The sequence below is a fragment of the Arenibacter palladensis genome, from assembly GCF_900129275.1.
Classification (GTDB): Bacteria; Bacteroidota; Bacteroidia; order Flavobacteriales; family Flavobacteriaceae; genus Arenibacter; species Arenibacter palladensis.
Genome location: NZ_FQUX01000001.1, coordinates 635,885 through 662,626, shown reverse-complemented (window position 1 = coordinate 662,626; position 26,742 = coordinate 635,885). Strand labels below are relative to the sequence as shown.

General features: G+C 40.5%; 21 protein-coding genes and 1 tRNA gene. 11 read left to right on the top strand and 11 right to left on the bottom strand.

All coding sequences use genetic code 11. From position 1 onward, the window contains the following. Positions 1 to 299 precede the first annotated feature (299 nt). A complete protein-coding gene (locus BUA60_RS02580) occupies positions 300 to 1,115 on the top strand; it encodes a prohibitin family protein (RefSeq protein ID WP_072860169.1) in 816 nt (271 codons plus the stop codon). A 653-nt stretch (positions 1,116 to 1,768) separates the two neighbouring features. Next, a complete protein-coding gene (locus BUA60_RS02570) occupies positions 1,769 to 2,212 on the top strand; it encodes a hypothetical protein (RefSeq protein ID WP_072860168.1) in 444 nt (147 codons plus the stop codon). Between the two features lie 212 nt (positions 2,213 to 2,424). Here the strand turns inward: BUA60_RS02570 and BUA60_RS22950 are convergent, their stop codons facing one another. The 7 genes from BUA60_RS22950 to mce all read right to left on the bottom strand — a co-directional run bounded on the left by BUA60_RS22950 (position 2,425) and on the right by mce (position 6,465). Beyond that, on the bottom strand, positions 2,425 to 2,568 hold the full coding sequence (locus BUA60_RS22950; protein WP_176225682.1) for a hypothetical protein: 144 nt from the start codon (positions 2,566 to 2,568) through the stop codon (positions 2,425 to 2,427). Positions 2,569 to 3,448: 880 nt separating this feature from the next. Continuing rightward, complete coding sequence (locus BUA60_RS02565; RefSeq protein WP_072860167.1) at positions 3,449 to 4,111, bottom strand: P-loop NTPase family protein; 663 nt, start codon at positions 4,109 to 4,111, stop codon at positions 3,449 to 3,451. Positions 4,112 to 4,116: 5 nt separating this feature from the next. Then, positions 4,117 to 4,581, bottom strand: coding sequence for a helix-turn-helix domain-containing protein (locus BUA60_RS02560; protein ID WP_072860166.1), 465 nt, complete (start codon positions 4,579 to 4,581; stop codon positions 4,117 to 4,119). Between the two features lie 4 nt (positions 4,582 to 4,585). After that, positions 4,586 to 4,876, bottom strand: a complete 291-nt coding sequence (locus BUA60_RS02555) for a helix-turn-helix transcriptional regulator (protein ID WP_072860165.1) — start codon at positions 4,874 to 4,876, stop codon at positions 4,586 to 4,588. Between the two features lie 127 nt (positions 4,877 to 5,003). Then, positions 5,004 to 5,678, bottom strand: coding sequence for a hypothetical protein (locus tag BUA60_RS02550; RefSeq protein WP_072860164.1), 675 nt, complete (start codon positions 5,676 to 5,678; stop codon positions 5,004 to 5,006). A 131-nt stretch (positions 5,679 to 5,809) separates the two neighbouring features. After that, positions 5,810 to 5,883 (bottom strand) — tRNA-Ile (locus BUA60_RS02545). Positions 5,884 to 6,039: 156 nt separating this feature from the next. Next, complete coding sequence (gene mce, locus BUA60_RS02540) at positions 6,040 to 6,465, bottom strand: methylmalonyl-CoA epimerase (RefSeq protein ID WP_072860163.1); 426 nt, start codon at positions 6,463 to 6,465, stop codon at positions 6,040 to 6,042. A 184-nt stretch (positions 6,466 to 6,649) separates the two neighbouring features. On the opposite strand from mce, the gene rbfA reads away from it, so the two are divergent. Both rbfA and BUA60_RS02530 read left to right on the top strand, forming a co-directional pair. Further along, positions 6,650 to 7,042: a 30S ribosome-binding factor RbfA gene (gene rbfA, locus BUA60_RS02535; protein ID WP_072860162.1), complete on the top strand. Its 393-nt coding sequence runs from the start codon at positions 6,650 to 6,652 to the stop codon at positions 7,040 to 7,042. Positions 7,043 to 7,044: 2 nt separating this feature from the next. Next, positions 7,045 to 8,253, top strand: coding sequence for an ABC transporter permease (locus tag BUA60_RS02530; RefSeq protein WP_072860161.1), 1,209 nt, complete (start codon positions 7,045 to 7,047; stop codon positions 8,251 to 8,253). Here BUA60_RS02530 and dusB read toward each other — a convergent pair. Continuing rightward, a complete protein-coding gene (gene dusB, locus BUA60_RS02525) occupies positions 8,250 to 9,245 on the bottom strand; it encodes a tRNA dihydrouridine synthase DusB (protein WP_072860160.1) in 996 nt (331 codons plus the stop codon). The two genes, BUA60_RS02530 and dusB, sit on opposite strands and share 4 nt — an antisense overlap. Positions 9,246 to 9,422: 177 nt before the next feature. Between dusB and BUA60_RS02520 the strand changes: the two genes are divergently transcribed. Continuing rightward, positions 9,423 to 10,196, top strand: a complete 774-nt coding sequence (locus BUA60_RS02520) for a prolipoprotein diacylglyceryl transferase (protein WP_072860159.1) — start codon at positions 9,423 to 9,425, stop codon at positions 10,194 to 10,196. Next, positions 10,168 to 11,571, top strand: coding sequence for a radical SAM protein (locus BUA60_RS02515; protein WP_072860158.1), 1,404 nt, complete (start codon positions 10,168 to 10,170; stop codon positions 11,569 to 11,571). Before BUA60_RS02520 ends, BUA60_RS02515 begins: the two co-directional genes overlap by 29 nt. 375 nt (positions 11,572 to 11,946) lie before the next feature. Here BUA60_RS02515 and BUA60_RS02505 read toward each other — a convergent pair whose 3' ends face one another. Then, positions 11,947 to 14,301, bottom strand: a complete 2,355-nt coding sequence (locus BUA60_RS02505) for an outer membrane beta-barrel family protein (protein ID WP_218587879.1) — start codon at positions 14,299 to 14,301, stop codon at positions 11,947 to 11,949. Positions 14,302 to 14,673: 372 nt separating this feature from the next. On the opposite strand from BUA60_RS02505, the gene lepA reads away from it, so the two are divergent. Further along, complete coding sequence (lepA, locus tag BUA60_RS02500) at positions 14,674 to 16,470, top strand: translation elongation factor 4 (protein WP_072860155.1); 1,797 nt, start codon at positions 14,674 to 14,676, stop codon at positions 16,468 to 16,470. Positions 16,471 to 16,579: 109 nt separating this feature from the next. On the opposite strand, the gene BUA60_RS02495 is transcribed toward lepA, so the two are convergent. After that, complete coding sequence (locus tag BUA60_RS02495) at positions 16,580 to 18,052, bottom strand: sodium:solute symporter (protein WP_072860154.1); 1,473 nt, start codon at positions 18,050 to 18,052, stop codon at positions 16,580 to 16,582. Positions 18,053 to 18,162: 110 nt separating this feature from the next. Continuing rightward, positions 18,163 to 20,013 (bottom strand): cation:proton antiporter, encoded by a 1,851-nt coding sequence (locus tag BUA60_RS02490; RefSeq protein WP_072860818.1) that lies wholly within the window; start codon positions 20,011 to 20,013, stop codon positions 18,163 to 18,165. Between the two features lie 235 nt (positions 20,014 to 20,248). Between BUA60_RS02490 and BUA60_RS02485 the strand changes: the two genes are divergently transcribed. The 4 genes from BUA60_RS02485 (at position 20,249) to BUA60_RS02470 (ending at position 26,703) form a co-directional block, all read left to right on the top strand. Further along, positions 20,249 to 22,030 (top strand): cation:proton antiporter, encoded by a 1,782-nt coding sequence (locus BUA60_RS02485; protein ID WP_072860153.1) that lies wholly within the window; start codon positions 20,249 to 20,251, stop codon positions 22,028 to 22,030. 116 nt (positions 22,031 to 22,146) lie between these two features. After that, positions 22,147 to 23,007, top strand: a complete 861-nt coding sequence (locus tag BUA60_RS02480) for an MBL fold metallo-hydrolase (protein WP_072860152.1) — start codon at positions 22,147 to 22,149, stop codon at positions 23,005 to 23,007. Between the two features lie 114 nt (positions 23,008 to 23,121). Next, positions 23,122 to 24,753 carry a S8 family peptidase gene (locus BUA60_RS02475; RefSeq protein ID WP_072860151.1) on the top strand — a complete coding sequence of 544 codons (1,632 nt, stop codon included), beginning with the start codon at positions 23,122 to 23,124 and terminating at the stop codon, positions 24,751 to 24,753. Positions 24,754 to 24,834: 81 nt separating this feature from the next. Further along, on the top strand, positions 24,835 to 26,703 hold the full coding sequence (locus BUA60_RS02470) for a M1 family metallopeptidase (protein ID WP_072860150.1): 1,869 nt from the start codon (positions 24,835 to 24,837) through the stop codon (positions 26,701 to 26,703). The last annotated feature ends 39 nt before the right edge of the window (positions 26,704 to 26,742 follow it).

The following is a 26,742-nucleotide window of genomic DNA, read 5'->3' as shown; positions in this document are numbered from 1 at the left end:
CACCTGTAATTATTTGCTTCTATATAATTACAGGCTATGATACAAGGTTCCACGTTATTCCTTCCCAGCTTTAATCGGTTTGCATCTATTTAAATTTAAGAAACGAGACTACGGTTAAAAAAGGCCCTTATTGCTCTTATGACCAAAGACAGTATTGGCAAACTGGACGATTATGCTGAAAAAACACCCTTAAAAAAATTAATATAAAAACTATTGGTCTCTTTACTTAAGCTTGAAAAATTAAGTGATTGATCACGTTTAAAACTAATCAAATAATACACATTCAAAAACAAAAATTCATGAACAAATTACCAAAATTTGCAATACCTGGGATAATCATACTTATTGTCCTGGTTGTTTTAATAATAAAATCTGCCGTTACGATCGATTCTGGACAAGCAGGCGTTTTGTATAAAACTTTTAGTGGAGGCGTTGTGACCGACGAGCTACCTATGGGCGAAGGTTTTCATATCGTGGCACCCTGGAACAAGGTTTTTATATATGAGGTTAGACAGCAGGAAGTATTTGAAAAAATGCAGGTACTTTCTTCCAACGGATTGGAGATAAAATTGGACGCCTCTGCCTGGTTTGAACCAAAGCGGGAATTTTTAGGAAAGCTTCACCAAGAAAAAGGGTCGGAATACATTCAAAGGGTACTATTGCCTACGATTAGATCCGCGGCAAGAAGCGTTGTGGGGCGGTATACTCCAGAGCAATTGTATTCCAGTAAGCGCGATGCGATACAGGCCGAGATTTATGAAGAAACTAAAAAAATTGTTGACGGACAGTACATTCAGCTAAATGAGATATTAGTACGGGATGTCACTTTGCCAGGCACCATCAAAGAAGCTATCGAGCGTAAACTAAAGCAAGAGCAAGAGTCATTGGAATACCAGTTTAGATTGGTTACGGCCAAAAAGGAAGCTGAAAAGGTAACCATTGAAGCACAGGGAAAGGCAGATGCGAATAGAATATTAAGTGCTTCCTTGACCGATAAGATATTGCTTGACAAGGGTATCGACGCAACATTGGAACTAGCGAAGTCACCAAATTCAAAGGTAGTCATAGTTGGTAGTGGCGATACGGGATTACCATTGATATTGGGCAGTAATTAATTATTGTTCTTGTATGATGGAATAAAAAGTTAAGACGAAAACAACTTCAAATGAACAGGAACTTAAAAATAATGTGGATGTTCCTGCCTAATGGAATAATTAACAAAAACTAAAAAGATGTTCAAAATTCAATTAAACACTGATAAAAATAAATCGGGAGACAAAAAGCTTGAAAGATGTTTGAGTTCGGTAATATAAGATGAGCTTTCTCTTTTTAGTGATGATATAAGGAGGGTTGAAATTCATCGGGCAGATGAAAATAATCATAAAAGAAGAGAGTATAACAAACGGTGTATGCTTGAGGCCAGGCTCAAAAACAGGCAACCAATTGCCGTTACTAGCCATGCAAACTCTGTGGAGAAAGCTTTGAACGACGCTCTAGATAAAGTAATTGCTTCAATGGAAACAATATATGGCCGGTCAAAGGATCACCCCAACTATTAATGGGAAAAGGTTATGAAAGTAAAAGCTCGCAAACTGTAATGGTTTAAAATATAATAAGTTAACTAAAGGAAGAGGCCCTAAAGTAGTTTATCAATCAACACTAGAATTAGGTTTCCCCAATAGGGTTTACAGCTAATACCTTAACTGAAAAAAATGCTGGAGCAAAACTTGAAGGCTTTAACTTTCAAATAATACTAAAATATTATACAATGAACACAACAGATTATAGAAAAGAACTTTCGAATCAGGATCATGATTTACTATTGAAATTTCCGGCATACATATCTTTATTGGCGGCCAATGCAGATGGTACCCTTGATAAGGATGAGTTATTTGCCGCCAATGAATTGGCCCGTATTAAAAACTTTTCATGTCATCTGATACTTGAAGACTTTTATAAGGAAGTGACCCTTAATTTTGAGTCCACTTTACTTAATCTCGATAAATCCCTGCCTATTGGCAAAGATGGTAGATTTGTCGCTATCAAAACTGAACTTGTGAACATCGAAAAGATTATGCTTAAGTTGGGTGATGAATATACGAGCATCATGCACAAAAGTATGAGGGCATTTAAGGAACATGTTTCTAACGCGCACCATAATGTGTTAGTCGATTTTATATTCCCAATTCCAATTAAAGGATTGAGTTATTAACAAGGAAAAGGTTTGCGCTGGGGATGCTATTTGTAAAACCAATGGGATTTTAGAATAATGAAATGAAAAGAGGGCTATCGCCCCTTTTCCTTTATTATCCTGGTTAAAGAAAACCATTTTGAAACTAAGGCAGTATGCCTACAGCAATCTTTTTCCAAACCTGCGATAGATTAATGTTAATTCTATGCTTTTGTCACTATCATTTTATAATTCTATTTTTTACTTTGATTTTCATCTATAGTTTTTTTGTCAATGTCAAAATTCTTATTCTTGACTCTGGTTCCACCAGCTGGATTGGTAGGGTTTGATTGTTCTACTTTTCTATTAAATTTTCTTTTATCCTGCGTAACTCCCATGATTTTTGTTTTTAATATTCGTATTCAATGTAAAGGCTAGAGCTTCGAATATCCAATTAAATTAGCCAAACCTTTGTTAAATCGTATATTTCGAGATATTTATCACTCCTAGACAGCTTTGAGACTTTTTGCCTCTATGCCATTAGGTTATTGCCGCATGGGGAAGAGGCACTGTTGGATGATCTTAACCATTATTATAGAGAAGAGAAATTAATAGAAGGATTAAACTAATAAAATATAAGTCCGTCTTATTTCAAAAAATTCCTCGACACTTACCATTAATCACGGCATGGTCCCAAAATCTTACCATAACTAACCTGCGCATGGATCCTAATTCGATTTTATAGCGTACGGGCGGATAAGCGTTAAATAAAATCGAATTAGGGCGCATTGTGCTATGGTTTAGGAGGACAATGCCAATACTTTTATTAAACTGATATTCCGTAATACGTTTGTTTACAATTAATTCCAATCACCCGGTATGGTCATTCAATTAGGTTAAGTTGCTCTATCGAGTATAATTGGGTCATATCATATCAATGTTCATAGGCATTGGATGACTTATTGACCCAATGGAACAAAATCCATCAGACTTTTAAAATTCAAGGCTTTGAATACTGGCGAGTACTAATAGGACATTATTTACAGTAAAAACTTCAATGATCATAGGGGTTTCGAGATGATTTACATTAAAAATAGGACAATGTCCCGAATTTAATCTTTCAACATAGCACTAAAAACCAACATTTTAACATCCGTAACACCGCCTTGGCGTGTTACCCTCTTGCTATTCCAAACCTTAAACGCTACGCATCCGGTTTTCGAATACTCTTCTTGTACTTTTCCATAGACCTTCAAATTTTGTTTTTCTTTTCACCAGCTACTTTCTCCGACTGGGGCCGTCCAACTTTAACAGGTTGAACATCCTTACGAACCGATCCGAGATCTGCCTCCCGTACCGGTCCTCTATTTGGGAAGAGTTCAGATTGGTGGTGATGTGCGTTTTTGTCCCAAGGTCCTCAAAATTTCGGTAACGGTTGAGCAGGATCCTGACGAATATATCCTCCTTTCCATACTGGTAAACATTGTTCGCCACCGTTTCCGATCCCAGGTCATCGAACAGAAAGGTTCCCTTGGAATAGTAGTCTATGACATCGTCCTTGTTCTTCTCGGCATTGTACTTGTCCACAACTTCCTGGGCACTGATGGATGGGAACCAAAGCGCCCTGAGACCATATTGTCTCGACATGTTCTGGATGATCTTAAAACTCGATGTCTTTCCGGTTCCATAGGAACCGAAGACCATCAATCCCTTCCTCAGGGAGATATTTTCCAAAAGTTCGAATGCAGGGTCCTGGTTCCAGTACCTGCAGAAATGTCCAAGGAAATTTTTGTTGGTCCCGTCCACTTCAAAGTCGAGGTCCATGCGGGCATAAAATTCCTGTGCCGCCCTATAAAAAACTTTTTTAAAATTTTCCGGGGCGCATAACGGTCTTGGTTGCGTTTCCTTTCTCCGAAATTGTTCCGACCATCCCTTTTCCATAGCGATCACTCCAATATTGGACTTCTATTTTTATTTCCTTCTTTTAAAAAGGTAAATTCTTTTTTTTCTTGTTTTGTTACTTGTTTAGTATACTCGACATTTTTGTCCATGCTGCCTGGACATTTTTGTCTAGGCAGCCCGGACACTCTTGTCGGGGCAGGGTCGCCCATTTTAAACCCAAAACGGAGCAGACTTCTCAGGTATCGCTTCCTTCCGTTGAAGGAGGTCTCCTCTATCCAGCCCAGGGATTTCAGTTCGGAAATGTACCTGCTGACCTGTCGTTCGGAAATATGCAGGAAGGAGGCGATGTACCTGTTGGACATATAGCATTCCCTCCCATTTTCCGTAAAGCTGTGTATCTCCAAGAAAAGGATCTTGGCATACCAGTTCACCTCCTTGTTCAGGTAGATCGATCTAGGTATCCAGATGCCCTGAAAATTCCTTTCCGTGGGTTCCATGTCGATGGACATCCGGTTACTTCCTGTTCCTCAACAACGACTCGTTGAAACGGTGTTCCAAGGTCTCATCGGAAAGATCGGGCTCCCCCAGGAGCCAGGCGTCAATGGTATCCTTGTCGAAGAATTTCTGGCGTATATGGGGGTTGTTCCCCATGGGGATGAGCCGCTGTTGGGTAAGTTTATATATCTTGCTCTTTGAAAGACCGGTGTAACGTGCCAGGTCATCCACATTTAGCGTTTTTTTGTTGTGGGCCAATAGCCCCTTGATCTGTGTAAGTAGTGTTACCACATCCTGTTGATTTTCCATTATCGTATTTTTAGGATTTTGAAGAATGTGCAACCGGCCGATCGCTCTTTTGTACGGGACAAACATATGGCAACAGATATGCACATGTCAATACGATAATCGGGGTTTGGGAAGGATTATGCTATAATTATGCTTTGCCCAGCATCTGTTTTACCAATTTCCGTTGGTTCTTGGAATTTGTCTTTTCCTGATCGGCCTTCCAAGAGGAGAAACTGGACTTTAGGGTATTGGGGTTGATCGGTTCACCGTTCATCACAAAGGAATTTTGCAGAAATTGGAAGAATTCCTGTTTCCGTTCTCCGGTAATCTCGGTAATTCCCCCGACAATGATCTCATCGAACAGGACAAAAAGTAAACGGTGGTTTGCAGATTCCCCACTTTTGTTGCCCATGGTAAAATTGATCTTGGTAAGGACATTCCTGCCCAAGAGTATGCGTTCCATTTCCTTTCGCCCATCGGGGTCCAGATCCAGAAGATGGAACTTCATCCTTGACCTTTTCAACCGCTCCATTGTAAAACCATGTCCGTCCTTGGCCATATGGGATTCGGACTCATAAAAAACGGCCACCCAAAGTATGGCCAGAACCAAGGCCAATAACAACCCAAGGTATATCTGATAATGGTCGATAAGCGATCTAAAATTGATTACGGCCGAAACAAGAAGTATGAACAGGATATATACGCAAACAAGGAAAAAAATAAGGTTCCTCCTATTGCCACCGATCCGTTCGTTCAGAAAATCATTGGTGGCGGTCCGTACCCTGGCAAGTGCCCTACCGGCGTTTTGGATGAATTTTTCCATTGAGATCCAATCTTCCTACCAATAAATATAATCAAAAGTGAAGAAATGGAACGGAAAATAAATGTTGTACCTATGTTGTACCCGTTACGAACAAAAAAGCCCTCCCGTCTGGGAAGGCTTGATTTTACTAGTGGTCCCACCTGGGCTCGAACCAGGGACCACCTGATTATGAGTCAGGTGCTCTAACCAACTGAGCTATAGGACCATTTCCTTTTTTGCCTCTAACTTCAAATACGCTTATTTGAAAAAGCAATCGGGAACCGCAATTTGCGGATGCAATATTACTACTTATTTTTCAACGCTGCAAACAAATTAGGAAGCATAATTTAGCGCTTAGGCAACAACTTCGCCTTTAAACTCCCTACTGTGGTAATTCTTCCCCCAGATCTGGAACTTCCTGACAGAGCTCTATCAACACCCCATTAGTGCCCTTGGGATGCAAAAAAGCGACCAGTTTGTTATCCGCTCCCTTCTTGGGAGTTGTATTTAAAACCGAAAATCCTTCCTGGACCAAACGTTCTATTTCCGCCACAATATCATCTACCGCAAAGGCTATATGGTGTATGCCCTCTCCCCTTTTCTCCAAAAATTTGGCTATGGGGCTATTGTCATCAATGGCTTGCAACAGTTCTATCTTATTGGGACCGGCTTTAAAAAAAGAGGTTCTTACCCCTTCTGACGCTACTTCCTCAATTTTATAATGGGGAACCCCCATTAATTTTTCAAACAAGGCATTGGAAGCCTCCAAATCATGTACTGCTATACCTAAATGTTCAATTTTGTTCATATTCACCATATTTGGCCCCTAACAATTTCTATGGGCCCTGTCTTTCATGGCCACAACCCAACCAATTATCGGATTCTTATTGGGCTTAACCACCCCTTCTCTCAAAAATACTACATTCCACATAATCTAAGGCTATTCCATACCCAATCATAGAATCTATATAAATATATCGTATTTTTGTGCCATGGAGACACAAAGACAGAAGAAAATAGGCGGGGTTATACAAAAGGATATCGCGGATATTTTACAACGTGCTGCTACCGACGGCGGACTAAAAGGTACGCTAATTTCGGTATCCAAAGTGTCGGTCACCACAGACCTTTCCATCGCCAAAATATATGTGAGTATTTTTCCGGCCAACAAGGGCAAGGAATTATTGGAAGGAATTAAATCCAACCAGCCGATGATTAAGCACGAACTGGCGCAACGTACTAGGCATCAGTTAAGAAGGGTTCCAGAACTTCTATTCTTCCTGGACGATTCCTTGGAATATATAGATGGCATTGAAAAATCGCTCAAGGGTGAAGAAAACCCAGTTAAGAATCCTGATTTGTTGGAAAAAAGGAAAAAATCATAAGATTGAACTTCCCTTTATACATAGCAAAGCGGTACTTACGTTCCAAGAGTAGCCAAAATGCCGTAAACATCATCAATTTTATTACATTTCTGGTCATCGTTATTGGATCGGCAGCCCTTTTTATTGTGCTCTCCGGTTTTGCCGGACTAAAAACCTTTAGCCTTTCCTATACCAACATGGTAGATCCGGATCTTAAGGCATTGCCACTTACAGGTAAATTCTTTAGCGTGTCCGAATCCCAGGACCAGGCACTTCAACAACTGAAGGATGTAGCAGCCTATTCCAAGGAAATTGAGGAAAAGGTCTACCTGACCCATGACCAAAAGGCCCATATTGCCTATATAAAAGGAATAGATTCTACTTTTACAAAAACTACGCCCATAGATAGTAGCCTGTACTTTTATGGAGATTGGTCCATTAACAGCTTACAAGGGGTTGTAGGGCAGGGAATCGTTAACCTGTTAGGATTAAACATCAACAATTTCCGGAGTCCCCTGGTCATTCGTGTCCCTAAACCGGGAAAAGGCCTTTTGGGCCAACGTTTATTAAAGGACAGTTATAACGAGACCAACCTGGTCGTAAGTGGTATATACCAAATTGAGGAGGAGCTGGACAGAAAATATGTCTTCGCAGACCTGCCTATGGTACAGGCCCTGTTGGAAAAGGATAGTACCCAGATATCCGGAATAAACTTTAAACTCAAGGAAGGGGCCAATATTCCTGACCTGAGGCAACAAATTGAAAATATTTTACCTGGTCAGGTCATTCTAAAGGACCGTAGGGAATTGAACAGTACGCTACATAGAATGTTAAATACGGAGAACCTTGCAACCTATCTTATTTTTACCTTGGTACTCATTATTGCCCTTTTTAATGTAGTGGGTGCCATTATCATGATGATATTGGACAAACAACAGAATTCCAAGACCTTGTACAATCTGGGTACGACCATTAAGTCACTTCGGAAAATTTACTTTGTACAGGGCATACTGGTAACAGGATTGGGTGGCTTGATAGGTGTATTTTTGGGTTCTTTGTTAATATGGTCCCAATTGGCCTTTGGATGGTTAAAAATAACACCTTCCCTATCCTATCCCGTGGAATACAGCTTCATCAATGTTTTTATAGTATTGGCCACCATTATTGTCCTGGGCATAATTGCCTCCTTAATAGCCAGCAGTAGGATCAATAAAAAATTAATAGCACACTAGCCTACAAATTCGAAATCCCCGAATTTTTCCATTACCTCATCAAAGGCCTCGAATACATCTACCGAGTGGTCACTGGTGACCATCTTCATACGGTACTCCTTAAAATTGGGTATTCCCTTAAAATAATTGGTATAATGCCTGCGGGTTTCAAATACGCCCAACTGTTCCCCTTTCCAATCTATGGCCATTTGCAAATGACGACGGGCGGCATTAACGCGCTCCTCCATAGTAGGTGGGGCGGCATGGGCCCCTGTTTTAAAATAGTGCTTCACTTCTTTAAAGAACCAAGGATACCCTATACTGGCTCTACCTATCATGGCTCCGTCCAAGCCATATTCGTCCCTCATTTTCATAGCCATTTCAGGACTGTCCACATCTCCATTCCCAAAAACCGGAATGTGCATACGCTGGTTGTTCTTTACCTCAGCTATGGGTCCCCAATCGGCTTCTCCCTTGTACATCTGTACCCTAGTTCTGCCGTGTATGGAAATGGCCTTACAACCTACGTCCTGTAGACGCTCCGCAACCTCAACAATTTTAATGGAATCGGAATCCCAACCCAAACGTGTTTTTACGGTGACGGGAAGTTTGGTGTGCTCTACCATGGCCTTGGTCAAGGACACCATTAAGTCTATATCCTTAAGGATTCCGGCCCCGGCCCCTTTACAGACCACTTTTTTTACCGGACAACCAAAGTTGATATCGATAATATCCGGCCCGGACTTTTCCACTATCTCCACAGATTGAAGCATAGAGTCCAGGTTGGCCCCAAAAATCTGTATCCCTACAGGACGTTCCTTTTCATAAATATCCAATTTCATGACACTTTTGGCAGCATCACGAATAAGTCCTTCTGAGGAAATAAATTCGGTATACACCACATCAGCGCCCTGCTCCTTGCACAAGGCACGGAAAGGTGGGTCACTAACATCTTCCATTGGTGCAAGCAGCAATGGGAAATCCGGCAATTGAATGTCTCCTATTTTAGGCACAGTATATATCCTTTAATTTTTGGGACTGCAAAATTACAGAAAAATTATATAATCCTAAATTTCAAGGGATAAGAATAGTTTAACAGCTAAACAAAGCCAATAACAAAGTTCAATTTTAGATATATTTCGATCTTAATAATGCATTGGGAAGTTTAATTATAAAGTAAATTAGCCCTTATGTTATCTCTCATATTTCTGCCATACGAGCCAATTCTGTTTGGAATAAAAGTCAATATTCACTTGGTATTGGAATATTTGGCTTTTTTTGTTGGGTTTCAATATTACCTCTATTTAAGAAAACGCACAACGGATACCATCTCCACCAATAACCGTTTATCCATCATTATTGGCGCCATATTTGGTGCTTTATTTTTTTCCCGATTAATGGCCTTTTTAGAAAATCCGCCCCTACACTTCTCCCAGGGCATACTATTATTCCTTAATAACAAAACCATTATGGGCGGACTCTTTGGTGGGCTGTTGGGCGTAGAGTTGGTAAAAAAGGTAATTGGGGAAAAACAGTCTTCCGGGGACCTGTTTACCTTGCCAATAATTCTGGGAATCGCCATTGGAAGGTTGGGCTGCTTTTTGGCAGGAACAAAGGAATTTACCTTCGGGAAAGAAACTTCATTCTTCTTGGGTATGGATTTGGGCGACGGACTTTCCAGGCACCCGATAGCGCTTTATGAAATAGTATTTTTAGTAGGTCTCTTCTTCCTGATCCGACAACTTCAGAAATCTGCCCTGCCCCTTAAAAATGGAAGCTATTTTAAAATCTTTATGATCGGCTACTTTACTTTTAGGTTTATGATAGAATTTTTAAAGCCGAATACCTATTTCTTATTAGGTTTAAGCAGCATTCAATTTTTATGTTTACTTTGTTTGCTGTATTATTATAAATCCATTGGAGAAGCCATTAATTATGCCCGCAAAAAACTATACCTACTATGATTTTACCCTGAGTCTTTGCCCTGAATGCCTTAGGCGGGTAGATGCCAAGATCGTCTTTGAAGATGACAAGGTATACATGCTAAAAAATTGCAGGGAGCATGGAAAATCAAAAGTGATCATTGCCGATGATATTGAGTATTACAAAAATATTCGCAACTACAATAAGGCTTCCGAATATCCCAAGACCTTTAATACCAAAACCCATTATGGTTGCCCTTATGATTGTGGGCTTTGCCCCGACCATGAGCAACACTCCTGCCTTACGGTAGTTGAAGTTACGGATCGCTGCAACCTTAGCTGCCCTACCTGCTATGCTTCCTCCTCGCCCCACTATGGTAGACATAGAACCCTGGAAGAAATAAAAAAGATGTTGGATGTTATCGTAAAAAACGAAGGTGAACCAGACGTGGTCCAGATCAGCGGCGGTGAACCTACCATACATCCACAGTTTTTTGAAATATTGGATTATGCCAAATCGTTGCCCATTAGGCATCTTATGGTAAATACAAACGGTATTGAAATTGCCAAGGATTTTGCCTTTGCGAAAAGGCTGGCCACCTATGCTCCCGATTTTGAAATTTATCTTCAGTTCGACTCCTTGGATGATAAGGTTCTAAGAACGCTACGCGGTGCCGATTTAAAACAGACCAGACTAAAGGCTCTTGATCATCTTAATGCACTTAACCTGTCCACCACCTTGGTAGTTACCTTGCAGAAAGGTTTGAACGACCTTGAAATGGGCTCCACCATAGACTTTGCACTGAAACAAAAATGCGTTCGGGGAGTTACTTTTCAGCCTACACAAATTGCAGGAAGACTGGAGAATTTCCAGGTCGATGAAAATAGGATTACCCTAACCGAGGTTAGACGCAAAATTTTGGAGCAATCCCCTATTTTTGAGCCGGACGACCTAATTCCCGTTCCTTGTAACCCTGATGCCCTGGTCATGGCATATGCCTTAAAGATTGGGAATGAGGTAACGCCCTTAACGCGGTATATAAATCCGGACGACTTGCTAAATAGCGGGAAGAATACCATTATCTATGAACAGGACGAACAGCTACATGAAAAAATGATACAGCTATTCAGCACCGGGAACTCAGTAGAGAAAGCTTCCGAGAATTTAAAATCCATCATGTGCTGCCTCCCGGAGATCGATGCCCCCAATATGGGCTACGACAATTTATTCAGAATCATTATCATGCAATTTATAGATGCCTACAATTTTGACGTTAGGGCCATTAAAAAATCCTGCGTTCACATCGTTAACAAAGATTATAAGATTATACCCTTCGAAACCATGAACCTCTTCTATAGGGACGATAAAATAAAACGTCTCAACGAACTAAAAGCAGAAGTGGAACACCACCTATAATTCATTGATCCAAGACTCCATATCCTTCGTAAACCCATATTCCTTGGTTAAGGATAAAGTGGATTGGGCGTTATATCCAAATCACCTAGACACAACGTTACCCCATTTTTCTCCCAGGCCTATTATAATTTTATGGTATATTTAATCTTCAATTTTAGCTATGTATATTTTATCCCTTCCTTTAGAAGTAGGTAACTTGGGCGGACTAGTGGCAATCCTTTTTTTGATTATGTTCGGTCCGGCCATTCTATTATTGGTTATAGGCTTAATATTGAGGTCAAAGCGGAAGAAAAAAGCCGGCAAAATTTTAATTATTTTGGCCGGAGTCTATATGCTGGTTAGCCTAGGGGTTTGTGGAGCCTTGGTGGGTGGATATTAAAGCCTATCCCGTTCATCCGTGTCTTTGGATTTGTAGTTATCCCTAATCTTCATATTGCCAAAGTTATACCTAAACCCAAGCGAAAATATTCTCGCGTCAGGTTTATAGATGGAGATATTAAATTGATTGTCATATTTTCGGGTGTTCCGTAATTTAAATTGCCTAAATACATCGGTTACCCCCATAGTGACGGTTCCTTTTTTACCCCAAACGTTTTTCTTCAGTGTAATGCCCCATTCGTTATAGAATTCCTGTCTGGAATTACCGGTGATGACAGGTGAAACATAGGAGAAATCTATATTGGCCGTCAGGGATCTATCCTCTAAAAAGGTCAGGTTATTACTAAACTGTAACAGCAAGGTCCAAAGGCCCTGGTCTATCTTGTTCTGCGATTGAATATCCGTAAAACGCTCTGCACCATAAAAATAAGAGGAAAGAAAATAGGTGTCCCAAAACCTTGTAACATCTTTGCGATAAATAAAATCCAACCCATAGGCCAATTCCCTATCCACATTATTCGTAATAAATCGCAACAATTTACTTTCATTGTCCTGAAAGGTCAGCAATCTCATAATATCCCTATGGTACCTATAAAAAAGCTCAAAGGTGTAATCCTTGTTATAGCTATAGGAGAAAATTACCGAATTCTTAAAAGAGGGTTTTAGGTTTACATTACCTTCTACTACGGAACTATTGCTCTGAAAGACCTGGATCGGGTTTATTTTACTATAACTAGGTCGTATGATACTTCTTTTATAATTAAACCCAAACCTATGTTTTCTATTGGGGTTGAACTGCAAAAATAACGTTGGAAAAAATTCCAAATAATGATTTTTGATCTTTTCCTCTGTATGACTGTAATCCCCTTTGGTTTCTGTATACTCCGCCCTTAATCCGGATTTCAATGACCATTTGTTCCATTTGGCGTCAACGCTTGCATAACTGGCTAAAATTCCCTCATCATACAAAAATAACCCGTCCTCGGTAGGTTCTATACCCTCCTGCTCCCTATCAAACCCTTCTTGGGTTATATAGCTTTCAGAATCTATGAGTGCATATTTTATGCCGGTCTCAAAATTGGCGCTCTCCCCTAAAGGCGAAACAAAATCTGACTGTACACTGTACAAATGGGTGTGCTGATGATTAAAGGTGTTAAAATTATTCTCCCCGACTATGACCCTGTTACTATCGTAAAAATCGGTTTCCAATTCCTGATCTTTATCATAGTCATAATGGGTATAATGCAAATTCACTGCCAGATTGGAGCCCTGGTCGTTAAATTTGTGCTTATAATCCAGATAAAAAGCCGCGTTGATCGACTCGAATTTGGCATCGTTCAATGTAAGAAACCCTGATGTATTGCTACCATTGGCATCCTGTATTTTTGTATCTGAAAAATCCCTGCTGAGGTAAGAAGGGGTAAGGGTCGCTAATGCCGAAAAACTTAGGTTGTTGTTATCATTAATGGCATAATCCAAAAAAGCACTGGTATTGTGCTTCTTACTTCTATAGATGACCTCCAGATCTGAAGTCCAAGTGTCCGTAATCTCACCTTCCTCGATAAAATTGGTGATATCCGTATAATTCGTCAATATCTTGTTCTGAGTAAAGCTGTAATTAACAGATAATTCCAGCTTCTTCCCCTTAAAATAATGATTAGTTCCTAGCATTTGTCGGGGAAATACCCCTTGACTATATCTATTGTAAACGGAACCATTGTAGCCCGCCACCAAATTCTTCTTCATTTTAATATTGATCAAGGTCCCGCCTTCAGCATCATATTTCGCCGGCGGTGTAGTTATTACCTCAATGGACTCGACTCCTTTTGCCGAAGTGCCACTTAAAAGATTAAGAATATCCTCCGGTGGAAGGTTCACTTTCTTATCGTTTATCATTATCTGAACCCCTCTTTCCCCTTTCACCGTAATCTCATCGTTCATAACAAATACAGTGGGTGTACTCTTAAGAACATCCCATAAATCCGAATCCGAAAGCGCTGTGTTCTCAATATTAAAGACCAACCGATCTACCTTTTGTTCCAACGATGGTTTTTGGGAGACTACGACCACCTCGTTCAATTCCTGGCCCTTATTGTCTATATAGAGCGGACCTATGTCCAGATCGGAGTTTACCTCTACCATTGTATAAGGGGAATGGTTCCCTATATAACTGGCACGTATCAAATATTGGTTGTGGATTATATTGTCGAAAGAAAAAAAACCTTTTTCATCAGATGCGGCTCCTTTAAAAAAACTGGTATCGGATACCTTGTAAAGCAGTATATTTGCAAAAGCCACCTCAGTACCATCTGTTTGCTTAACATGGCCTGAAACCTTGTATTCTTGACCCATTGCAGGGATACAGATTAAGAGAAAGAATAGGGTCGAAACCTTTAGCATTGTCACAAACAGTGGCATATCCGTTATAAAATTTTTAAAGTTAACTTTTTATTAACACCCCACAATGGTTTCTCCAAAATTTGTAGTAAAAATCTACAAACCGTCCATTTAACACTAGAAATTCCCTAATATGATCTACCAAATTATATCCCTGTAGCAGCATAAAAACCACTCTGGAGATTTTTACTTTAAAAATCATGGATAAAGCCTATCTTTGCAGTTGCTTTGATCTGCATTGGATTACAATGAAATGCCGATCACGGGAAAAGGGATACTGAAACGCATTTTTATATTACAAATTCAGTACAGGTAAATTAGGCATACATGAAAAACATACGGAATTTCTGCATTATTGCACATATTGATCACGGCAAGAGCACCTTGGCTGATAGGTTGTTAGACTTTACTGGTTCGGTAACGGAACGGGAAAAGCAGGACCAGCTGTTGGATAGTATGGATCTTGAACGCGAGCGTGGGATTACCATTAAAAGCCATGCCATTCAAATGGATTATGAGTATAATGGCGAGAAATATGTACTCAATCTTATAGATACTCCGGGACATGTGGATTTTTCATATGAAGTATCTCGTTCCATAGCAGCCTGTGAAGGTGCCCTATTGGTGGTAGACGCTGCCCAAAGTATACAGGCCCAGACCATTTCAAATCTTTATTTGGCTCTGGAAAACGATCTTGAGATTATTCCTGTATTGAATAAAGTAGACCTGCCCAGTGCCAACCCAGAAGAAGTTACCGATGACATTGTTGATTTATTGGGTTGTAAACCAGAGGACGTTATCCCGGCAAGTGCTAAGACGGGCTTAGGAATCCAAGAAATTTTGACGGCCATTATAGAACGTATACCAGCGCCCAAAGGCAATCCGGATGAATCCCTACAGGCTTTGGTGTTCGATTCCGTTTACAATCCGTTTAGAGGGGTAGAAACCTATTTCAGGGTTATTAACGGGGAAATAAAAAAGGGTCAAAAAATAAAATTTGTAGCCACGGACAAAAACTATTACGCGGATGAGGTGGGAACCCTAAAATTGGTGCAACATCCAAAGCAAAGTATAAAGGCCGGAGATGTTGGCTATCTTATTACTGGTATAAAGGATGCTAGGGAAGTAAAAGTAGGGGACACCATTACTGATGCGGCAAGCCCAACCAAAAATCCTATCGGAGGATTTGAGGATGTTAAGCCAATGGTATTTGCCGGTATTTATCCGGTGGATACGGAAGATTATGAAGAACTGCGTTCCTCCATGGAAAAATTGCAGCTAAATGATGCCTCTTTGGTCTTTACACCAGAAAGCAGTGCAGCACTTGGATTTGGTTTTCGTTGCGGTTTCCTTGGAATGCTGCACATGGAAATCATTCAGGAGCGTTTGGAGCGGGAGTTCGATATGACGGTAATCACCACCGTACCCAACGTTAGTTACCATGCCTTTACCCGCAAGAATCCAGATGTACCTATTATCGTCAATAATCCATCCGATCTACCGGATCCATCAACTTTAGATCACGTAGAGGAGCCATACATTAAGGCAACGATTATAACAAAGGCCGATTTTGTTGGTAACGTTATGTCCTTATGTATAGATAAAAGAGGGCAGATTACCAACCAGACCTATTTGACCACGGAAAGGGTAGAATTGAATTTTGATATGCCGCTGGCAGAAATTGTATTCGACTTTTACGATAGGTTAAAAACGGTTTCCAAAGGATATGCCTCCTTTGATTATGCACCTATAGGTATGCGCACCTCCAAATTGGTAAGGGTAGATATATTGCTAAACGCACAACCTGTTGATGCCTTGTCCGCTTTAATACATGCCGACAACGCTGCCAATATTGGAAAAAAAATGTGCGAGAAGCTACGCGAACTGATTCCAAGGCAACAATTTGATATTCCCATCCAAGCTGCGATCGGGGCCAAAATAATTTCCAGGGAAACCATTAAGGCCTTAAGAAAGGATGTTACCGCCAAATGTTATGGTGGTGATATCTCGCGAAAGAGAAAATTGTTGGAAAAGCAGAAGAAGGGTAAAAAACGTATGCGCCAAGTTGGAAACGTAGAAATACCCCAGCAGGCATTTATGGCGGTGCTTAAACTAAACGACTAATCAGAATATTTAGGACTGGAATATTGCCCAAGATTATTCTATTGGCATCACCTTGCCAATAATTGCATATAGATTTTATATTTGAAGGATTTCCCAATAGAATTCTATCCTATTGGGATTTGGCGGTTTCTCCCTTGCGTTTTACCAATAACAATCCCAATATGGTAAGTCCGGCATTGACCGCTATATTGATAAATCCAAAATCGAAATTAAAGGATTGGGCAAAGTAGATACTCAATAAATAGGTAAGTACCGGAGCCAACACACAAATGAAGGGTACCCATTTATCCTTAACGGCAACTTTGGTAAACATCCCCAACATATAAAGGCCCAATAACGGGCCATAGGTATACCCGGCTACTTTGAATATAAGCGATACCACATCTCCCCTGCTGTTTGCAAAGAGCATTATTATTAAAAACAATACCCCTGAAAACCCAAGTAGAACCCAGTTTTTAAGCCTTTTTTTATCAGCACTGGATTTATGTGAGATATCCAGAAAATCATAGGTAAAGGAAGTGGTTAGCGCAGTAAGGGACGAATCCACACTGGAAAATGATGCCGCAATGATTCCCAGCAAAAAACTGATCCCGGCAAAAACACCAAGGTGGTTCAATGCCAAATCGGGAAACAGGTTATCGGTATCCAAAAGTGCTCCATTTTCGCCTACGGCCAACGTGATACCATTATTCTCCGCATATATATATAATAGGATTCCCAACCCCAAAAACAAGAATTGGGTGATGGCCAAAATTAAACTGTAGGTCAAAGTATTCTTTTGTGCGTCCCATTGATTCTTACAGGTCAATGTTTTTTGCATCATGTTCTGATCCAATCCTATCATGGCGATGGCCACAAGAATACCAGCAATAAACTGTTTGAAAAAATTATTGCTCGATTTGTTTTCCCAATTGAAAACTTCAAAATACTTATGTTCCGTAACCTGTTGAATGGCTCCTGAAAACGATAGATTTAAGGAGGAAGTAATGGTATAAATCGTAATTATGGCGCCCAATACCAAGAAGGTCGTCTGTAAGGTATCTGTCCAAACAATGGTCTTTATTCCAGACTTATTGGTGTACAACCAAACCAACAGCAAGATGATGATTACCGTTATGGGAAACGGAATATTGAGTTGATCAAATAAGGCAAATTGAAGAATTTTTGAGGCCAACAGTAACCGCAAGGCTGCCCCAAAGGATTGTGACACTAAAAAGAACAGCGACCCAGTCTTATACGTCTTTACGCCATATCTCTGATCCAAATAACCATAAATGGATACCAGCCTTAATCTGTAGTACAATGGAATCAGCACAAAGGTAATGAAGAGATAGCCCACAACATTCCCAAGAATAAATTGGTAGAAATAGAAATTGTTATTGCCTACCATCCCTGGAAGGGATACAAAGGTTACTCCTGAAAGCCCTGCCCCCACCATTCCAAAGGCCACCAAAAACCAAGGCGATTGCCGGTCCCCCGTAAAGTAAGACTCGTCACTTCTATTCTTTGAAGTGAAATACGAAATGGTCATTAACAAAACAAAATAAATGGAAATGATCGCTAAAACTAGAAGTGGATTCAATGCAGCTGGATTAAATTATAACTTAAAGTATTCTTTCTATTTGGTATTATTCAACAATTATTTTTGGAAAGGCCATATGGGCTACACGCCCATGTATTGTAACTGGCCACTTAAATTTTCTGTTTCTTATCATGCTTGTCAGCCTCCAATAACTTTCCAAGATACACCAACTTACTGCCTTCCTTAATATCCTCAAAATTTTTACTAAAGGAAGAAATAATTTTTAAATCCCCGTCCAAGGTCTTTATAAAAATTGGAACAATATCCTTATCCGCTTTGGTAATTTCTATAAGGCCCTCATAATGTTCCTTGCTCTTTAATTCTATTTCATGAATTACAGGATTGCTTCTAGCGGCTTCGGTCAGGGTAATAAAGTCATCGGTATGGGAAAAAAGACCTTCCATTGGATTATTTTCAGGGTCGTTCATTTCATCCGAATTCACTAGTCTAAATGAACCCTGTTCCCCGAATTCCTTCTTAAAGGTTTCAATAGCGTATTCGTTGATGTCCGAGTTACCCGTCAATGCCATTAAATATCCAACATCGTTCAATTCTATATTGTCCGTTAGGGCATCGGAATAGATATTGGCCACAAAGGCCTCGAGCCCAAGGTTTTTAGCCTTTTCTATATTGTTTTGGTTATTGTCTATCAATACCACGTGCCTATTATTCTTCTTAAGATAACTGGCTATTAATCTAGGCACCTTGGAAGCACCTATAATGAGAATGCCTTCGGACTTTTCCAAGAATACCCCGAGCAATTTGGCCATGAACCTTGCGGTTGATGCATTGAGAAGTACGGTTCCCAAAACGATCATAAATACCAGTGGAGTAATATATTCCGCTCCAGGTTCCCCTCGCAAGATTAATTTGGAACCAAATAATGAGGCAATCCCTGCAGCAACAATCCCCCTGGGACCAACCCAGCTTATAAACAATTTTTCCCTAAAATTAAGATTGGAACGCATGGTGCTCAAAAACACCCCCAAAGGTCTTACCACAAAAACTACAATAGCAAAAAGTATAAGCGTATTAGGGCTGTACAACAGTTCCAGTTCGGGTAAATTCATACTTGCCGAAAGCAAAATGAAAAGCATAGAAATCAAAAGTATGCTAAGCGACTCCTTAAAATAGAGCAGCTCCTTAATATTGGGCAGTTGTGTATTCCCCATGACCATACCCATGACCACCACGGCGAGTAGCCCGGATTCATGTGCGAAAAGCTCGGAAATAACAAAAACCGAAAGCACAACGGACAAGGATACCACATTTAACAAATAATGGGGTACGTAATTTTTTTTAATAGCCAAGGTCAGGGCATGTGCAAAGGAGAAACCAAAGGTAAACCCTAGTAACAACACCTTTACAAACTCCAAAAGACCGGTCTGGGTATAGCCTGTCCCCTCCCCGATACTGATAAACTCAAAGACCAATACCGCTACAAGGGCACCAATGGGATCTATCAAAATACCTTCCCATTTCAATACCGCCGATAGATCTTTTTTCAAAGGAATATTTCTAAGAATAGGGGTAATCACCGTTGGTCCTGTAACAATTATGAGCGCCGAGAACAAAAAGGAGATTTGCCAAGGTAAATCAAATATAAAATGTGCAGCTGTACCTGCTAAAAAAAAGGTAACTGCACTACCCAAGGTAATCAACTTGGTAATCACCGGGCCTACTCTAGTTACCTCGGAACGTTTCAGGGTAAGTCCGCCCTCAAATAGTATTACACCTATGGCCAAGGACACAAAATGGTATAGGCTCTCCCCCAGAAACAAACCTTCGGTCTTATTCCAAATGGGTCTTATTAATTTGGTACCGTCCTCCGTAAACAAAGTAGATATAGGTCCTACCAATAAACCTATAAGAATTAGGGGCAAAATGGCCGGTAATTTAAAGCGCCATGCCACCCATTGTGCAATGATACCAAGAACAATTATTCCCGCTAGTTCTACCATAAGAAAATTTGAAGCAAGATAAGTTTTAATATAGAAAAAATCCATCTATGGTAAAAAAACCTTGGCTCCCGATTAAAAATTGCCAATTTTCCCTATTTGGAAAAGGCAATTCATTACAGGGAATAGGTCAAAAGCACCAACTTTTAGGGACAATAATATAAAGTTTCCAGTTTCTTTGGGATTAACCAATTTTTAGGTATTTTATCATCGGTTTTCCCTCCAATAAATTACTACTATGGTAGAACTGAATATAGTAAACCTGTTGATGGTATTGGCCGCTGCCTGGCTTGGGGGGATTCTGGCCAAACGTATGGGTTTCCCCGCCATTTTGGGGGAACTTTTGATTGGAATAATTTTGGGCCCTGCCTTGTTGGCCGTATTGGAAACCTCGACTGACCTCGACATTTTGGCGGAAGTGGGGATTCTTTTCCTCATGGCCTATATTGGCATGGAAATTAACTTTAAGGATCTGGGGAAAGCCTCATGGGCAGGCCTGCTTGCTGCCATTGGTGGATTCGTTGTTCCTTTTGGGCTTGGTTATTACACCATTTTACATTTTGGGGGAACCCATATTGCCGGACTCTTTGTTGGGATTGCTGTTGGGGTCACTTCCTTGGCCACCAAGAGTAGAATTCTTGTAGACCTTAAACTTCTGGATACGCGAATTGCTTATGTGCTTATGGCGGGAGCCCTGATATCGGACACCTTGGCGCTTATTATTTTTGCTGGAATTATAGGTTATGTAGAAGCTGGAAGTATTGATACCGCAGGGCTCGCATTGGTGGCAGGGAAAGCAATCCTTTTTTTCTGCATTGCCATGTTAATCGGCATCTATTTATTTCCGCTTTTGGGTAAATTGCTCACAAAGGCCAAGCTAACAAGCCGGACAGTACTCGTTACCATTTTAATCATAATGGTGCTTGGTTTTTCTGAGTTGGCCGAACTTGCCGGACTTCATGGTATTTTGGGAAGTTTTATGGCCGGACTCTTTATTAGGGATAGTGTTTTTTCCAGACAGATTCTCAAAGATGTTTCAGCTGTCTTTCATGATATCTCCATAGGTTTTCTAGCGCCCATTTTTTTTGTTACAGCCGGCTTTCATGTTACTTTGGATGTCTTTCAAACAGACCTGGCCCTTCTGATATGTGTCATTGTAGGTGCCGTTGTAGGAAAGATATTGGGAACCACACTTTTTTATCTGCCCAGCGGATACGGTTGGCGGGAAGGGTTTACTATTGGTACCGGTATGAACGGAAGAGGGGCCGTAGAAATAATTATTGCAGGAATAGGCCTTCAGATGAACATTATTTCACAGGAAATTTTTTCAATATTGGTGTTTATGGCCATTTCTACCACCCTTACGGTACCAGTGTTCCTAACTTGGACCACCAATTGGCTCAAAAAGCTCGGGGAGCTGGTAAAACAGGACGCTCGTAATGGTTACCTGATACTTGGCGCAAATCCTTTGGGGCTTTATATTGCCAAGCAACTAGCCGAACAAAACGAAGTTATCCTAATAGACTACAATAAGGATTTGGTAAACGAAGCCAAGGCACAGGGCTTAAAGGCAATCTATGGAAACGGACTTAGGGAGGACGCGTTTGAAGAGGCGAACGCCTTAAATAAAAATACCTTTATAGCACTAACGGGCAATAGCGAGATTAATCTTCTTTCCGCACAATTGGCCTATAACTCCTTTTACATCCCAAACAGAATAGTACTGGTCTCCCCGGTTGAAAATGGGGTAGGACTAAATCTATTGGAACACATGGATGCCTCTTCCCTGTTTGCCAACAAAACAGATATGGTGCCTTGGTCCTACAAAATAACCACGAACAATTTTGAGCAAAGGACAGAAAAGATAGAAAAGGAAATCTCCACCAGAAATTGGTTTAAAAACAATGCCAAAAATAAGGACATCCTACCCATTTTAATTCTCGATGAAAATGGCCAAAAACGACCATTTCATTATAAGGACATTATAAAGTCCAAGGAAAGTGTTGTTTACCTTCAATAGCCAAACACCAATGATAAAATGCTGATAAAGTGTTAAAAAACCACTAATAAAATCAAGTTTCAAGAAATATCCTTGGTGCTTTTGTTAATTTGCACCGTCTATACACTAGGTTATCTATGAAATTATACCCTATTGAATCTGGAAATTTTAAGTTGGATGGAGGGGCCATGTTCGGTGTGGTACCAAAATCAATATGGAACAGGACCAATCCGGCAGATTCAAATAATATGATAGATATGGCCGCAAGGTGTCTATTAATTGAGAATGGCGACCGACTTACCTTGATAGATACCGGGATGGGCAATAAACAATCCGATAAATTCTTTGGGTATTACTATAGGTGGGGAGACCAATCCTTGGATAAATCCCTAAAAAAATATGGCTTTCACAGGGATGATATTACAGATGTTTTCCTGACCCATTTGCATTTTGACCATTGTGGGGGAAGCATACAATGGAACAAGGATAGAACCGGTTACGAACCCGCTTTTAAAAATGCCGTTTTTTGGACCAACGAAGCCCATTGGCAATGGGCCACGGAACCAAATGCTCGGGAAAAAGCCTCCTTTTTAACAGAAAACCTGATACCCATGCAGGAAAGTGGGCAGTTGCGGTTTGTTGAAAGAACGGGAAACCCTTTCGCGGAAAAATCGGAATTGGATTTTGGAATTTTGTTTGTGGACGGACATACGGAAAAACAGATGATACCCCATATTAACTATAAGAATAAGACTCTGGTATTTGCAGCGGACCTACTCCCCACCGCTGGCCATATTCCACTGCCCTATGTTATGGGCTATGATACAAGGCCGCTATTGACTCTTTCAGAAAAAGCGCTTTTTTTGGATAAGGCCGTCAAAGACGATTATTATCTGTTCTTGGAACACGATGCCCATAACCAAATCTGTACCCTACAAACAACGGACAAGGGAATACGTTTAAAAGAAATACATACCTTTGCCCAGCTTTTTGAATAATATGATAAATAATAGACTCCTATTTATAGCAGACCATGGCTTCATGGAAAGCTTTCAAACAAAATTTTCTGGAAATCAATTTAATAAGACATTCTAATCTAACACTATAAATAAATGACAATAACATTGAACAGAACTATTTTGGCCGTGTCGGCCTCTATTTTACTTTATGGCTGTGGTAGTACAGCGCTAGTTTCCACCCCAATTGAAAATATTGATACCGTACCTTTAAAAATATCGGAATTAACCGAAGCTGAAAAAAAGAATTGGGGACACACGGATTTGCTTACCGACACCATTCCAGGGATGAGCGTGGACAAGGCCTACTCCGAAATAATCGGGAATAAAAAAGGGGAAACAGTAATTGTTGCCGTGTTGGATTCAGGAATGGACCTTACCCATGAGGATTTGGTAGACGTACTTTGGGTGAATAAGGGAGAAATTCCGGGAAACAATAAGGACGATGACAACAATGGTTATATAGACGATATACACGGTTACAACTTTTTAGGGGAATCCTACAACGAGCAATTGGAAATGGCAAGAATTGTGGGCAAAAAACTAGGGGATGCCTCCCTTCAGGCCAAGGCCAAAAGCGACCTGGACAAGGATTATCAAAAAGCCCTTCAAAACAAAGGACAGTACGAACAAATACTGCAAGCAGTCCAAAATGCAGATGAAGAGGTTAAGGAACTTTTGGGGAAAGACAGTTATACCAAAAAAGACCTGACCGAAATTGAATCCAATGACGAAAGCATGCAGAGAAACGTTAGTATTTTAATGCAAATGTTGAGCATAAAGGATACCATACCAGAGGTTATTTCAGAACTTAAGGATGGTATTAAACATTTTTCCGATCAACTTAACTATAATCTTAATGTGGATTTTGATGGCAGAAAAATAGTAGGGGATGATCCTTATAACTTCGATGATAGGGGCTACGGAAACGGAAATCCTAAAAACAGGGTCGATGATGAAAGCCATGGTACCCATGTTGCCGGTATTATTGCCGCAAAAAGAAATAATGGTCTAGGAGCCAACGGGGTTGCGGACAATGTAGAAATTATGAGTATCAGGGCAGTACCCAATGGAGATGAATACGATAAGGATATTGCTTTGGGAATACGTTATGCCGTAGATAACGGCGCCAAAATTATCAATGGAAGTTTTGGAAAAGCTTATTCTCCAAATGCCGAGTGGGTTTACGAAGCCATTAAATATGCAGCGGACAATGATGTTCTTTTTGTACATGCGGCAGGAAACTCCGGCGAAGACCTTGATGACCCAAATAATCCAAATTTCCCCAACGATCAAATCAATAATGGTCCAGAAATAGCGGATAACGTAATTACTGTGGGCGCATTGACAAGCAAATATGGTTCCGAAATGGTGGCCTCATTTTCCAATTATGGCCTTATAAACGTAGATGTTTTTGCCCCTGGTGATGATATCTATTCCACCATGCCCAACAATGAATACGATTTTCAGGGAGGTACTTCCATGGCCGCGCCTGCTGTTGCAGGAGTTGCCGCCCTTGTAAGATCTTTTTATCCAAAATTATCAGCTTCCCAAGTAAAGGCGATATTGTTGAATTCCGGACTTACTACCAAATCCAAAGTAGTGGTAGATGGTGATGCCTCAAAGGCAATGGATTTTCAAAAAATCTCAAAATCCGGTAAAATGGTCAACGCTTACAATGCCTTAATTATGGCAGATGCCGTTTCCAGAGGGAAAATAAAACTATAATGAATAAGTAAAACTCATTGGACAGCCTAAAAATATAGGCAGCCCATGAACTTAAAAAAATAGATTATTCAAATTGAAGGTATGAGACATAACAAAGGACTTTTTTTTGGATTGGTGATTGCCATTCTCAGCTTAACTGCGCAATTGGAAGCGCAGAACAATACTTCCTATTGGCAGCAGCATGTGGAATATTCCATGGATGTAAACGTCGACGTTGACAATTATCAATACAAGGGAACCCAAAAATTGGTCTATACCAATAACTCCCCGGATGAACTGAGCAGAGTGTATTATCACCTTTTTTTCAATGCCTTTCAACCTGGTAGTGAAATGGATATGCGCTTACAAAGCATTGCCGATCCGGACGGTAGAATGATGGCAAATGGGAAAAGTAGGATTGCAAGCCTGAACCCTGAAGAAATAGGATATCTCAGGGTTACTTCCCTAACTCAGGACAACCAAGCCGTTTCCTTTGTGGAGGAAGGAACAATTTTGGTTGTTGAATTAAATGAACCCATTCCCGCTGGTGGAAAAACCACCTTTGAAATGACATTCAATGGGCAAATACCGTTACAAATAAGGCGAAGCGGTAGAAACAGCAGTGAAGGGGTAGCGCTCTCCATGAGTCAGTGGTACCCAAAATTGGCTGAATACGATTTTGAAGGTTGGCATGCGGATCCCTATATTGCCCGAGAATTTCATGGAGTATGGGGCGATTTTGATGTTAAGCTTACCTTGGACAAAAAATATGTGGTAGGGGGAACCGGTTATTTACAGAACCCCGAAGAAATAGGTCATGGCTACGAAACTCCTGGAACAAAAATAAAAAAGACCAAGGGCAAAACCCTTACCTGGCATTTTAAGGCCCCAATGGTGCATGATTTTATGTGGGCCGCCGATCCGGACTATCTTCACGATACCCTAAAGGTTGAAAATGGGCCAATGCTTCATTTTTTATATAAGAACGATAAGGAAATTATAGAAAATTGGAAAAAGCTTCAGCCTAAAACGGCCGAGGCCATGCAGTTTTTCAATAAAAATATTGGCGATTATCCCTATGAACAATATTCGGTGATACAAGGAGGCGATGGTGGTATGGAATACGCCATGAGTACCCTTATCACTGGTGGTAGAAATTATGGAAGCCTGGTTGGGGTTATGGTGCATGAATTGGCACATTCCTGGTTCCAACATGTGCTGGCGAGCAACGAATCCAAACACGAATGGATGGATGAAGGCTTTACCTCCTTTATCTCCAGTCTGTGTATGGACCAGATCATGGACCAAAAAAAGGAAAATCCCTTTGCAAGCTCCTATCAAGGATATTATAATTTGGTGGCTTCCGGTAAAGAACAGCCCCAAACCACCCATTCCGATAGATATGAGCTAAATTTTGCCTATGGGGTTGCCGCCTATAGCAAAGGAGCCATTTTCCTATCGCAGTTGGGATATATCATAGGTCAGGATAAACTTATGGAAACCCTCAGGAAATATTATCAGGACTTTAAATTTAAACACCCTACCCCAAACGATATTAAAAGAACTGCCGAAAAGGTTTCCGGGATGGAGTTGGACTGGTACCTTACTGATTGGACCCAAACGACAAACACCATAGATTACGGTATTAAAACGGTAGAGGCAGAGGGACAAAAAACCAAGGTAAGCTTGGAACGAATTGGTCTTATGCCCATGCCCTTAGATATTTTGGTGCTGTACAATGATGGTACCCAAGAAACATTTTACGCTCCCTTGCGTATGATGTATGGCGAAAAAGAGAATCCATATCCCCATTTAAAAAGAACCGTATTGCAAGATTGGCCCTGGGCATATTCCAATTACGAATTTATCTTGGATAAGGAACTCAATAACATTAAGGCCATTGTATTGGACCCATCCCAACTAATGGCAGATATAAATGAGGAAAACAATGTTTGGCAGGCCCAAGAGTAAAAATTATTAAATGTTTAAATCCGTTTAAGATGGCATAAC